Raw genomic sequence first — 13387 nt, forward strand, 5'->3', positions numbered from 1 at the left:
TTGGCAGATAGCGTCAGGCTTTGGGAGCTTGCTAATCAGATTTTTAGCCCCTTCAATGCCTGTGCCAGCTCGGTGGCGGTGGCCTTGAGGCCGGCGGTGCCGGCCACCGAGGCGCTGGCGGACTCTTCCACCTGGCCCGCTTCGTGGCGCACCTGATCCAGATTGCGGGTGATCTCCTCGGCCACCGAGCTCTGCTGCTCGCTGGAGGTGGCGATCTGGGTGCTCATCTCCAGCACCGCATCGCTGTGGTTGCTGAGTTTGTCGATGTCGAGCCCCACTTCGCTGATCAAGGCCTGGCTGCTGGCGGCGCGACCTACGGTTTTCTCCATGATGTCGTTCAGCGCGCCGGTGCCGGCCTGCAGCTCTTCGATCATCTGCTGGATCTCCACCGTGGCCTGCTGGGTGCGGCTGGCGAGGGTGCGTACCTCGTCGGCCACCACCGCGAAGCCGCGGCCCTGCTCGCCGGCGCGGGCCGCCTCGATGGCGGCATTGAGGGCCAGCAGGTTGGTCTGCTGGGAGATGGCGTTGATGACGTTGACCACTTCGTTGATGCGATTGGCGTTGTGGGTCAGCCGTTCCACCGCGCCGGAGGCGTTGCCGATCTCGTCGGCCAGGGTGCGGATGGCGGTGATGGTGCGCGATACCCGGGCGGCGCCGTTGGCCGCCTCTTCACTTGACTGACGGGTCTGCTGCAGGGTGTCGTTGGCGTTGCGGGCCACTTCACGGATGGCGGCAGACATCTGCTCCATGGCGGCGGCCAGGGAGTCCATGTGCTGGCGCTGGGAGCGGGCCATGCTCTCACCCTCGCTGGCGTGATCGCGAAACTCGTCGGCGGCCAGGGTCAGCGCCTCGGCGGACTCTTCCACCAGTTGCACTATCTTGTGCTGGCGGTCGGTGAACCTGTCGATGCTGCCCGCCAGAATGGAGAACTCGTCGCGCACCGGGAAGAAGTTGAGGCGGAAGGTGAGGTCGCCATCCGCCACGGTCTGCAACGCCTTGTTGGTGGAGTAGAGCGCACCGGAGACAAAGGTCATCAGGTAGTGGGTGACCAGCGCCAGCAGGGCAGCCAGCACGGCGATGATGGTGAGCGTGGTGCCCTGACCATCCCACATGGAGTAGCGGGAGGCATCCAGGGTGCCGGTGACGATCCCGGCCTGACCGGCGCTGGCGCCGTATCGATAGATGTCGCCCTGCCGGGTTAGCCCTGTGCTGCCGGTCGGGCTCAGCGTGAGCTCGGCCGGCAGGGTGAGACCGGCATGCTGGCTTGAGAGCTGGGCACTCAGTTCGACCCGCTGCTTGAGCTGATCCAGGCGCAGCTGTATCTGTTGCTGGTGACCGTCGGCCAGCAGATACCAGCTGAGAAAGGCGATGAACAGCAGCGGGCACCAGAAGGTGATGAGAAATTTTTCGCTGATCGTGAGGTGAATGAGATAACGGTCAACCCACCGAAACTTTACTTCTTTCATAATGGTATTGCGTCCTGCAAGGGGATGAGAGTGTCGCGCTCATTATCGCCTTGGGGGGAAATTTCTTAAGGGGAAGGTGTGAGAAATGGGAGAGCAATCGTTTGTCGTGCGAGTGTGGGGCCTGGTTCAGGGGGTGGGGTTTCGTTACTTCACCCGGGAGCGGGCGCTGCAACTGGGGCTGCGGGGCCATGCCTACAACCTGGAAGATGGCTCGGTGGAGATCCTCATCTGCGGGCCGGAGCAGAGCGTGCAAATGATGCTGGGTTGGCTGGAGCGCGGGCCGCGCACCGCCGAGGTGACCCGGATGGAGTATGAAGTGGCGCCGCCACCCAAGGGGAGCGGCTTTCATACCAATTGAGCGCCTTGCCACGCCAATGACGCCGAACCGCCATGAAAAACGGGAGCCACACAGGCTCCCGTTTGCGTCGATGGCGCTCTTGGGTCAGCCGGCCTGGGCGGCATCGGCGATGGCCTGGGTCTTGGCCAGCACCGCCTGCAGGGCGGGGCGTTTGGCCAGACGATCCCGATAGGCCGCCAGCTTGGGGGGAATGGTCTGCTCGAAGCGGGTGGCCCACATCAGGGTATGGGCCAGCAGCAGATCGGCGATGGTGATCTGTTCCCCCAGCAGGTAACCCTGCTCGGGTACCCAGGATTCGGCGATGGCCGCCGCCTTGTCGAACTCCCACTTGGCGGTGGGGAAGATGGCCGGCAGACGCTGGGCCTCGGGCAGGGCGAAGCGGTGCTTGCCGATGGTCCACAGCGGCTGCTCCAGCTCGCAGGTGATGAAACTGACCCACTGGGCGTGCAGCGCCGAGGTCTGGGTCCCTCTGGCTGGCAGCCAGTTCGGGCCATACACCTCGGCCAGGTACTGCATGATGGCGGCAGATTCGGTCAGCACAAACTCCCCGTCCTTGAGCACCGGCATCTTGCCGCTCGGGTTGAGGGTCAAAAACCAGTCGCTGCGGTTCTCGCCCTTGGCGAAGTCGAGAAACTGGAACTGCCACGCCACGTCCAGCTCTTCCAGTAACCAGGATACGCGCAGGGCCCGACTGACGGGGGTGCCATATAAGGTGATCATGCTTGCTCCTTGCCTGATGAAGGGGGCCATGGGCCCGAAGTGAATCGCCAGTCTAGGCAAATTACCCAAACGCAACAAGCACCGAAGGGGTGAAGTGCGCACCATCCAGGGCGTTCAGTGGGGAGAGGAAAGAGGGAAGGGGGCGAAGAGGGAAAAATAAAAGGGAGGCCGCAGGCCTCCCTTGATTGCTTGATGACCGGGCTTCGCTTACTTGACGCGCATGCCGGGCTGGGCGCCGTCCTGCGGCTCCAGGATCCAGAGATCCTTGCCGCCCGGGCCTGCCGCCAGCACCATGCCTTCGGACATGCCGAAACGCATCTTGCGCGGGGCCAGGTTGGCCACCATCACGGTCAGCTTGCCTTCCAGATCTTCCGGATTGTAGGCGGACTTGATACCGGCAAACACCTGACGGGTCTCACCGCCGATATCCAGCTGCAGCTTGAGCAGTTTGTCCGCTTCCGGTACGGCTTCGGCCTTCTTGATCAGCGCTACGCGCAGGTCAATCTTGGCGAAGTCGTCGTAGCTGATGGTCTCGCTGATGGGATCGTCTACCAGCGGGCCGCTCGCTTTCGGTGCCTGCTCTTTGGCCAGATCTTCCTTGGACGCGTCGATCATGGCTTCGATTTTGGCCGGTTCGATGCGGGAGAACAGCGCCTTGAACGGGGCAACGGTGTGATCAACCAGCGGCATTTCGATGCCATCCCAGCTGAGGGTTTCCCCCAGGAAGGCTTCGGCACGCTCGGCCAGCAGCGGCATTACCGGCTTGAGGTAGGCCATCAGCACGCGGAACAGGTTGATGCCGACGGAGCAGACCGCCTGCAGCTCGGCGTCAGCGCCTTCCTGCTTGGCGATGACCCAGGGAGCGTTGTCATCCACGTAGCGGTTGGCCTTGTCGGCCAGCGCCATGATCTCGCGGATGGCGCGGCTGAACTCGCGGCTCTCGTAGGCCTCGGCGATGGCAGTGCGGGCGTTGGCGAACTCGGCGTAGAGCTCAGGCTCGGCGCAGGTCGCCGCCAGCTTGCCGTCGAAACGCTTGGCGATGAAACCGGCGTTGCGCGACGCCAGGTTGACCAGCTTGTTGACCACGTCGGCGTTGACGCGGGCGACGAAGTCATCGAGGTTCAAGTCCAGATCGTCGATGCGGCTGTTGAGCTTGGCGGCGTAGTAGTAACGCAGGCACTCTGGATCCAGATGGTTGAGATAGGTGGAAGCCTTGATGAAGGTGCCCTTGGACTTGGACATCTTGGCGCCGTTGACGGTCACGTAGCCGTGTACGTTGACCTTGGTCGGCTTGCGGAAACCGGCGCCTTCCAGCATGGACGGCCAGAACAGGCAGTGGAAGTAGGCGATGTCCTTGCCGATGAAGTGATAGAGCTCGGCCTCGGAGTCCGCTTTCCAGTAGCTGTCGAAATCGATGTCGCCGCGCTTGTTGCACAGGTTCTTGAACGACGCCATGTAGCCGATGGGGGCATCCAGCCAGACGTAGAAGTACTTGCCCGGGGCGCCGGGAATTTCGAACCCGAAGTAGGGGGCGTCACGGGTGATGTCCCACTGCTGCAGGCCGCTCTCGAACCACTCCTGCATCTTGTTGGCCATCTCTTCTTGGATGGCGCCAGAGCCGCGCACCCACTCTGCCAGCCATTTTTCAAACTGCGGCAGGTCGAAGAAGAAGTGCTCGGAGTCCTTCATCACCGGGGTGGCGCCGGAGACGGCGGATTTCGGATCGATCAGCTCGGTCGGGCTGTAGGTCGCGCCGCAGCTGTCACAGTTGTCACCATACTGCTCAGGGGACTTGCACTTGGGGCAGGTACCCTTGACGAAGCGGTCCGGCAGGAACATGGACTTTTCAGGGTCGAACAGCTGGGAGATGGTGCGGCTCTTGATCTTGCCGCCAGCCTGCAGACGGCCGTAGATCAGCTCCGCCAGCTCGCGGTTCTCGTCGCTGTGAGTGGAGTGATAGTTGTCAAAACTGATGTTGAAGCCGGCGAAGTCGGCCTGGTGCTCCTTGGAGACGGCCGCGATCATCTCTTCCGGGGTGATCCCCAGCTGTTGGGCCTTGAGCATGATCGGGGTGCCGTGGGCATCGTCGGCACAGACAAAGTGCACCTGGTGACCGCGCATTCGCTGATAACGAACCCAGATATCGGCCTGGATGTGTTCCAGCATGTGGCCAAGATGGATGGAGCCATTGGCATAGGGAAGGGCGCAGGTTACCAGCATTGTACGAGGATCAGTTGCCATATAGTCGTTCTTGATGTGCTTGTTGGGATGATAGAGTGCCGTGCATGTTACCCGAATTGGGGGTAGCCTGCCTAGGGTTGTGGCTCGTCCGCCCTGCCGGCGCACGCTGGTCGACCAGCAGGCAAGCCACTGATTTGTGTGCGGTAACCGTTCACCTCAAGATAAAGACAAGATAATGAGGAGTTAATGGTGATTGATTCAGTAAAACAGATCCTCGCCGAATTTAAGCCAACTGGCTGGGGCAAGGATCTGGTGGCTGCCGGCTTCGTGCGCAGCATCGACAAACAGGGCTCGACGCTGACCATCAAGCTGGTGCTGCCCTTTGCAGGCCACTCCCTGTTTGAGCAGATCAAGCAGGAGTTTGACGCCCGCCTGCGCAGCGCCACCGGCGCCACCCGTATCGACTGGGTAGGCGAAATCGAGGTCGCCAGTTTGCCGCGAGCGCAAGGGCTGGCGGCGGTGCAGGGCATTCGCAACATCATCGTGGTTGCCTCCGGCAAGGGCGGGGTGGGCAAGTCCACTACCGCGGTCAACCTGGCGCTGGCGCTGCAAAAAGAGGGGGCGCGGGTCGCCATTCTGGATGCGGACATCTACGGCCCCTCCATTCCGACCATGACCGGGACCTTGAAGGAGCGCCCCGTCAGCCATGACGGCAAGCTGATGGAGCCGGTGATGGCCTGCGGCCTCAAGAGCAACAGCATCGGCTATCTGGTGGCCGAGCAGGATGCCACCATCTGGCGTGGCCCCATGGCGAGCAAGGCGCTGGCCCAGATCCTCCACGAGACCCGCTGGGGCGAAGTGGACTATCTGGTGGTGGACATGCCGCCGGGTACCGGCGACATCCAGCTGACCCTGGCCCAGCAGGTGCCGACCACGGCGGCGGTGATCGTCACCACGCCGCAGGACGTGGCGCTGGCGGATGCGCGCAAGGGCATCGCCATGTTCAACAAGGTCCAGGTGCCGGTGCTCGGCATCGTCGAGAACATGAGCTATCACGTCTGCGGCGCCTGCGGTCATCAGGAGCCGCTGTTCGGCACCGGCGGCGGCCAGAAGATGGCGGAGCAGTACAAGGTGGCCCTGCTCGGCCAGCTGCCGCTGCACATCGACATCCGTCAGCACATGGACGACGGTCGCCCGACCGTGTTCGGCGCACCGGAAGGGGAGCTGGCAGAGGCCTATCTGAAGCTGGCCCGCCGGGTGGGGGCTGAACTCTATTTCAGCGGTAAACCGATTGCGACCCCCCTCTATGCCATGGCGCTGGATGAATAATCGGCGGTCGACCGCCTGGGGTGGATTTGAGGGTGGGCATGGCTCACCCTTTTTTATATAATGGATCGGTTTAAACCATCCCCACTGCTCTTCTCTTTAGGTATTTTCAATGTCTGATACTCAACATTCGTGTGTGATCATCGGTATTGCTGGTGCATCCGCTTCCGGCAAGAGTCTTATAGCCCAAACCATCTATGAAGAGCTGGTGGCCGAGCTGGGAGCCGGTCAGATTGGCGTGATCACCGAAGATTGCTACTACCGCGATCAGACCCACCTGACCATGGAAGAGCGGGTCAAAACCAACTATGACCACCCCAACGCGCTGGATCACGACCTGCTGGTCCAGCACCTGAGCCAGCTGGTGCAAGGTGATGCGGTCAATATTCCCCAATACTCCTATACCGAACATACCCGCATGAGCGAAGTGACCCCGTTCGCACCGCGCCGGGTGATCATTCTGGAAGGGATCCTGCTGCTCACCGATAGCCGCTTGCGGGATCTGATGGATGCCTCCATCTTCATGGACACGCCGCTCGACATCTGCCTGCTGCGCCGTCTGGTGCGTGATGTGCAGGAGCGTGGCCGGACCATGGACTCGGTGCTCAAGCAGTACCAGAAGACGGTACGCCCCATGTTCCTGCAGTTTATCGAGCCTTCCAAGCAGTACGCGGATGTGATCGTTCCCCGTGGCGGCAAGAACCGCATCGCCATCGACATGCTCAAGGCGCGTATTCGCCACATGTTGATTGGTTGAGATATTCAAGCCGGGTGATGCCCGGCTTTTTTAAATGAACAATTTGTCAGGAGAGTCGCCCAATGCGTCTTTGTGATACCGATATCGAACGTCATCTGGATGAAGGCAAGATCGTCATTGAGCCCAGACCCGGTATTGAACGGATCAGCGGCGTCAGCGTCGACGTGCTGCTGGGCAACGAGTTTCGGGTGTTTCGCGATCATACCGCCCCCTATATCGATCTGAGCGGCCCCAGCAGCGAAATGGCCGACGCCATCGATCGGGTGATGAGCGATGAGATCCACGTGCCGGATGGCGAAGCCTTCTATCTTCACCCGGGCCAGCTGGCCCTGGCGGTGACCTACGAATCGGTCACCCTGCCGGCCGACATTGTGGGCTGGCTAGATGGCCGCTCGTCCTTGGCCCGCCTCGGGTTGATGGTGCACGTGACCGCGCACCGCATCGATCCGGGCTGGTCCGGTCGCATCGTGCTGGAGTTCTACAACGGCGGTAAGCTGCCGCTGGCGCTGCGCCCCAAGATGAAGATCGGTGCGCTGAACTTCGAGATGCTCTCCGGTGTGGCGGCGCGTCCCTATAACAAACGGGAAAACGCCAAGTACAAGAGCCAGCAGGGGGCGGTTGCCAGTCGCATCAATCAGGACTGAGATCGGATCGACAGTCGAGCCGTCGGCAATGTGTTAAAAGAGGGCGCCGCTGGCGCCCTTCTCCATTTGCTTCGGCAGATTGATGTGGCGAAGAGGGCTGGGCGAGGGAGTGATCTTGCCTGTCATTTGTACAAACAGGGCGATACGGTCGGTCGAAAATTGACGGAGCCTAAGTCGGTGAGAGTGATCTCTGCGGCATACCGATGATGAATTGTTCCCGTTTGGAGACTGTTTTTGTCAGGCAAGGTCTGTTTAATTAATCTGTGACAAGCCGCATGCTGACTGGCTCTAAGCTATTTGCAGACGGAATGCTCTTTTTTTTTCTTACTGAAATATTTCAACAACGGGTATGGCGTTACCAGCCTTCTGGCATAATCCGCCGCAACTCATAAACAGGTTCGTTTTTTATGTTTGAAATGTTTAGTGGTTTGGGTTTGTGGTGGTCAATCGGTTTGGTATTGGCCGTTTTTTTTGTGTTGGCCTATGAATTCATCAACGGCTTTCACGATACCGCCAACGCGGTAGCAACGGTTATCTATACCAAGGCGATGCCGGCACACATGGCAGTAGTGGCCTCCGGTCTGTTCAACTTTGCCGGGGTCATGATGGGTGGTCTGGGGGTGGCTTATGCCATTGTCCACCTGCTGCCCATCGATCTGCTGCTGGGGATGGACTCCACTCAGGGTCTGATCATGGTGTTCTCCCTGCTGTTTTCCGCCATCGTGTGGAATCTGGGTACCTGGTTCTTCGGGATCCCGGCGTCCAGCTCACACACGCTGATCGGCTCCATTCTGGGGGTAGGCGGCGCCTATGCCTGGATCAGCCATCAACCGCTGCAGGAAGGCATCAACGTCGCGAAAGCCATCGACATCATGCTTTCCCTAATCATCTCTCCCACCGTCGGTTTCATCATCGCCGCGCTGCTGCTGTTCGCCATGAAACGCGTCTGGCAGGGCAGCAAGATCCACAAGACCCCGGAAGAGCGTCTGCTGGTGGATGGCAAGAAGCATCCGCCGTTCTGGGCGCGTCTCACTCTGGTGGCGTCTGCCATGGGCGTGAGCTTTGTGCACGGTTCCAACGATGGCCAGAAGGGTATCGGTCTGGTGATGCTGGTGCTGATCTGCATGGCTCCTGCCTATTTCGCTCTGGACATGAACAGCCGCTCCTATGACCTGGATCGCACCCAGGATGCCAATCAGCGCATCATGGAGATCTATCAGCGCAACCATGAGCAGGTTTCCAAGGTAGTGAACTTCAGTGTGCCTGCCCAGGCCCAGGAAGAGTTGATGACCCACTGTGCTGCCGATGGTGCCCTGCAGGCCATGGCCACGCTGGACAATCGTCTTGCTCAGGTGCGGACCTATGAAGAGATGGATCTGACCGACCGCCGTGAAGTGCGCCGTCTGCTGCTGTGCATCGACGATACCGCTCGCAAGGTGTCCAAGCTGCCGCTGCCGGCCAAAGAGCTGACCGACCTTGCCAAATGGCGCAAGGATCTGACGGCCACTGCCGAATATGCACCGACCTGGGTCATCGTCTCCATCGCGCTGGCGCTGGGTTGTGGCACCATGGTGGGCTGGCGTCGTATCGTCTACACAGTAGGCGAGAAGATTGGCTCCTCCGGCATGACCTACAGCCAGGGGATCGCCGCCCAGATCACCGCTGCCGCCTCCATCGGCGTGGCCAGTCTGACCGGGATGCCGGTATCGACCACTCATATCCTCTCCTCTGCCGTAGCGGGGACCATGGTGGCCAACAAGTCGGGCCTGCAGAGCCAGACCATCAAGACCATCTTGATGGCCTGGGTGCTGACCCTGCCGCTGACCATGCTGCTCTCTGGTGGTCTGTTCCTGATCAGCCATCATCTGTTCAGCTGATACAGATACCAAAAGCGTGTTGAGAAAGGGCCCTTGTGGCCCTTTTTTCATGGCCTTAAAAACGAGCGTGTGATATTAGGCTCCTACCCGCCGGGTTTCCAGCCTGACCATCCTTGATATGCCATCAAACTAATTATTCCATTCAATCAATTACTTCTCTCACCCACTAAGCTCATCCCCACCCATCAACAGGCATTCAAGATAGGAGGGTTGGCAGAGTGGGCGTCTTTTGCAGTTCTGCCTCTGCATAGAGTGCAGCGAGAGTCATGGAGCTGCTCGGCTAAGGGTCTATGTCTGTCATCTCATGGCACATGATGGCCTAAATTAGCAGATGGGATTAGCTGTGTTGACAGCTATGGGAGAGGGGTCTTTGCCTGCATTGGTCGGCAGCACGTCTGGATTGCCGAGAGGATGGAAGGTCGAATGACCAATCGATGCCGGTTGATAGAGGCATACGCACTTCAAACCGACTTCGAGATGGGTGGCAGGCTTGGCGTTCATGCGCACCGGTGTTGTGAAGGATGTCTACACAGCGTGATATTTGTATCTGTGCTGGCTCTTATCTTATCCACTCTGCCAAAGCCAGGAACTATACAGTCTCAGCAGCAGGAAGACAAAACAAGGAGTGTGGATTGAACCGCAGCGAGTCAATGGCTGTGGTTATTCAATATGATGGGAGAAGTTTGTGGCTCTCAGTGCTAGTAGGTAGCGGAGTAGTAAAAGGACGGGTAACCGAGACGAGCTGACGCCATGCCGCACCTAAAAAAGAGCCACACAATGTGTGGCTCTTTTTGTCAGACTAGCGAGTCATCAAGGACGACCGGCCGGGCTGGTTGCAACGTTGACGGCAGCGGTACTGCCGCCATGGCGACCTGAGCTTGCCACTTCGCTGCGCACCAGCGGCGCATGATCAACCGGCTCGCGTACCGGCAGGGCAGGGGCAGCTGCCGGTGTTGCCATCGGCGCAGAGGCCTTGCGGGCACCGGCCAGCAGGCCACCACTGCGTTTGACTTGCTTGGCCACAGGGGCTGCTACGGCAGCGGCTACCGGAGCCTCGTCAGCGATGACAGGCTCAGCGACCGCAGCAGGCTGTTCAACCACCAGAGGGGCAACCTCGGCTACAACCACTGCCGGAGCGGCTTCTTCAACTGCCGGTGCAGCAGGTGCCGCTTCAACCACGGCAGTCTCGACAGCCGGTGCCTCGACAGAAACGACTTCCGCAATGACCGGGGCAGCAACTTCTGCAACCACTGGCTCGTTTGCTACCGCTACCTGGGCTTCTTCAGCAACTACCGCTTCGGTTACCACTGGCTCTGCGGCCACGACTTCAGCCTGCTCGTGAGCCTCTGCCACAACGGCTTCAGGCACGACATGCTCGGTCAGCGCAGCAGAGGCCTGCAGGGCGGCGGCAACCGCTTCAGCACTGGGGATGGTGATGACAGGGACTGCCGGCTCTTCCACTTTCACCTGGGCGGCATCTGCCTGGGCAGCTGCAGCCAGGGTAGGGGTAGCGCCTTCGGCAGACTGTTCTTCATCTTCACGCTGGCTGCGGGCATCTTCATTGATGCGCTTGCGACGTTGGCCTTCGATACGCTGATTGCGCGGCGTACGACGGGAACGACGCTGGCCTTCGGCCTGCTCATCGTGCTGCTCTACTGCGTCGGAGGCCTCTTCGGCAACAACCGGAGCATCGGCGGGCAGGGCGGCAACGTCGCTGGCCGGGGCATCGACCCGGATCTGCTTGCGCAGTTGACGGCGTTCGCGGCGCTCAGCCACTTTCTGCTCTTTTTCCAGACGTGGCTCGTCGTTGACCATGGTGGTATCGACGGTTTCTACCGCGTCAACGACCACTTCGGCGCGAGGTTCACGCGGAGCACGGGGTTCACGAGCAGGGCGCGGGGCGCGGGGTTCGCGTTCCTGACGCGGCTCACGAGCCTCGCGAGGTTCACGTTCCATGCGCTGTTCACGCACTTCGCCACGGGCTTCACGCTCCTGGCGCGGCTCACGCTCTTTGCGGGGACGACGGTTGCGGCTTTCACCACCTTCACGATTGGCACCCGCTTCCCGCTTCTCTGCGGTATCGGCAGGGCTGCGGTTACCACGATTGTCATCACGACGACCACGCTGACCGCGGCTGCGGGTTTCATCGCGCTGATGACGATGACCCTCATCCTTGCGTGCTTCGCGCTGGGCTGCCGGTTTGTCGGCAGGAGCCTTCACGTCGGCAGAGGCGCTGTCGGAACCGAACAAGCCGGAGATGGCCTTGAACAGTTTGCCAAACAGACCGGCTTCGGGGGCGGTCGGTGCAGCGGGAGCCACAACCGGGGCCGGCGCGGCGGGGGCCGGCTGGGGCGCCTGGACAAAACCTTGCAGCAGCGGTTGTTCGCGCTCGATCACCTGAGCCTGCTTCGGCTGGTAGACCGGCTTGGCAATCTCGGTTTTCAGCTCGTAGCTGGCCGCTTCCGGGATCTCGTTCTGACGGATGCGGGTCACTTCGTAGTGCGGGGTTTCCAGATGCTGGTTCGGAATGATGTAGACACGTACATCATTACGCTGTTCCAGGCTGGCGATGGAAGCACGCTTCTCGTTGAGCAGATAGGCGGCAACATCGACCGGTACCTGACCGTGAACCTGCTCGGTGTTGTCCTTCATGGCCTCTTCTTCGATGAGACGCAGGATGGACAGCGCCAGTGATTCGTTGTCACGGATCACACCCTGGCCCTGGCAACGAGGGCAGATATGGCTGCTGGACTCGTTGAGGGAGGGACGCAGACGCTGGCGAGACATCTCCAGCAGACCGAAACGGGAGATCCGGCCCAGCTGGATGCGGGCACGGTCCTGATGCACCGCTTCACGCAGACGGTTTTCCACTTCGCGCTGATGACGAACCGGGGTCATGTCAATGAAGTCGATGACGATCAGGCCACCCAGGTCGCGCAGACGCAATTGACGGGCAATTTCGTCGGCCGCTTCCAGGTTGGTTTGCAGCGCCGTCTCTTCGATATCGCCGCCCTTGGTGGCGCGGGAGGAGTTGATATCGATGGAGGTCAGTGCTTCGGTCGGATCGATGACGATGCTGCCGCCGGAGGGCAGACGCACTTCACGCTGGAAGGCCGACTCGATCTGGCTCTCGATCTGGAAGTGGTTGAACAGGGCAACTTCACCCTTGTACAGCTTCACGCGATTGAGGAAATCGGGACGAACCAGCTCGATATGCGCCTTGGCACGCTCGAAGATGACCGGGTTGTCGATCAGGATCTCGCCGACATCGCGACGCAGGTAGTCACGGATGGCACGCACGATGACGTTGCTTTCCTGATGGATCAGCACCGGTGCAGAGCGGCTCTGTGACGCCTTGTGGATGGAATCCCAGTGGTTGAGCAGAACGTTCAGATCCCATTCCAGCTCTTCCGGGGATTTGCCCACACCGGCGGTACGCACGATGAGGCCCATGCCGTCCGGCACGGTCAGGCCGCTCAGGGCTTCTTTCAGTTCAGTCCGTTCATCACCTTCGATACGGCGGGAGATACCACCGGCGCGAGGATTGTTCGGCATCAGTACCAGGTAGCTGCCGGCCAGACTGATAAAGGTGGTGAGGGCTGCACCCTTGGTGCCACGCTCTTCCTTGTCGATCTGGACGATCACTTCCTGGCCTTCGCGGACCACTTCTTTGATGTTGGGACGACCCTGATAGGAGTAACCGGAGGGGAAATAATTGCGGGCGATTTCCTTTAACGGCAGGAAACCGTGGCGCTCGGCGCCATAGTCGACAAAAGCAGCTTCAAGACTGGGTTCTACGCGGGTGATTTTGCCCTTGTAAATGTTCGCTTTTTTCTGCTCGTGTCCCGGACTTTCAATATCCAGATCGTAGAGCTGTTGTCCGTCAACCAGCGCTACGCGCAACTCTTCTTCCTGAGTCGCGTTGATTAGCATTCTTTTCATTGAGTTCTCGTTATTTTGTCATTTTGATTTCCTCCACAGGATCCTGCCGGCGCCGGCCTCGGGTCTTCAGCATACTGGGGCAACCTCCCGGTTGGGGTATGCATGAGGCGCAAACT

The 13387-nt window shown here is 60.2% G+C and carries 9 protein-coding genes; 5 read left to right on the forward strand and 4 right to left on the reverse strand.

The window, feature by feature from the left end:
• Positions 1-35: 35 nt before the first annotated feature.
• Complete coding sequence (locus tag ACB032_RS05685; RefSeq protein WP_130632341.1) at positions 36-1466, reverse strand: methyl-accepting chemotaxis protein; 1431 nt, start codon at positions 1464-1466, stop codon at positions 36-38.
• Positions 1467-1551: 85 nt separating this feature from the next.
• Here ACB032_RS05685 and ACB032_RS05690 point away from each other — a divergent pair, with 85 nt between their 5' ends.
• Positions 1552-1824, forward strand: a complete 273-nt coding sequence (locus ACB032_RS05690) for an acylphosphatase (RefSeq protein ID WP_005300975.1) — start codon at positions 1552-1554, stop codon at positions 1822-1824.
• Positions 1825-1908: 84 nt separating this feature from the next.
• Here the strand turns inward: ACB032_RS05690 and ACB032_RS05695 are convergent, their stop codons facing one another.
• A complete protein-coding gene (locus ACB032_RS05695; RefSeq protein WP_130632342.1) occupies positions 1909-2544 on the reverse strand; it encodes a glutathione S-transferase family protein in 636 nt (211 codons plus the stop codon).
• A 207-nt stretch (positions 2545-2751) separates the two neighbouring features.
• Positions 2752-4785: a methionine--tRNA ligase gene (gene metG, locus ACB032_RS05700; RefSeq protein WP_371137538.1), complete on the reverse strand. Its 2034-nt coding sequence runs from the start codon at positions 4783-4785 to the stop codon at positions 2752-2754.
• A 186-nt stretch (positions 4786-4971) separates the two neighbouring features.
• On the opposite strand from metG, the gene apbC reads away from it, so the two are divergent.
• From apbC to ACB032_RS05720, 4 genes are all read left to right on the forward strand, one after another.
• The gene (gene apbC, locus ACB032_RS05705; RefSeq protein ID WP_371137539.1) at positions 4972-6054 is read left to right on the forward strand and encodes an iron-sulfur cluster carrier protein ApbC; all 1083 of its coding nucleotides are present in this window, start codon (positions 4972-4974) and stop codon (positions 6052-6054) included.
• A 109-nt stretch (positions 6055-6163) separates the two neighbouring features.
• A complete protein-coding gene (gene udk, locus ACB032_RS05710; RefSeq protein ID WP_011706091.1) occupies positions 6164-6808 on the forward strand; it encodes a uridine kinase in 645 nt (214 codons plus the stop codon).
• A gap of 62 nt (positions 6809-6870) precedes the next feature.
• A complete protein-coding gene (gene dcd, locus ACB032_RS05715) occupies positions 6871-7452 on the forward strand; it encodes a dCTP deaminase (protein ID WP_011706092.1) in 582 nt (193 codons plus the stop codon).
• A gap of 407 nt (positions 7453-7859) precedes the next feature.
• Positions 7860-9329, forward strand: a complete 1470-nt coding sequence (locus ACB032_RS05720; RefSeq protein WP_011706094.1) for an inorganic phosphate transporter — start codon at positions 7860-7862, stop codon at positions 9327-9329.
• Between the two features lie 810 nt (positions 9330-10139).
• Here the strand turns inward: ACB032_RS05720 and rne are convergent.
• A complete protein-coding gene (gene rne / locus ACB032_RS05725; RefSeq protein WP_371137540.1) occupies positions 10140-13271 on the reverse strand; it encodes a ribonuclease E in 3132 nt (1043 codons plus the stop codon).
• Positions 13272-13387 lie beyond the last annotated feature (116 nt).

The organism is Aeromonas sp. S5(2024), assembly GCF_041403025.1.
GTDB classification, from domain to species: domain Bacteria; phylum Pseudomonadota; class Gammaproteobacteria; order Enterobacterales; family Aeromonadaceae; genus Aeromonas; species Aeromonas hydrophila.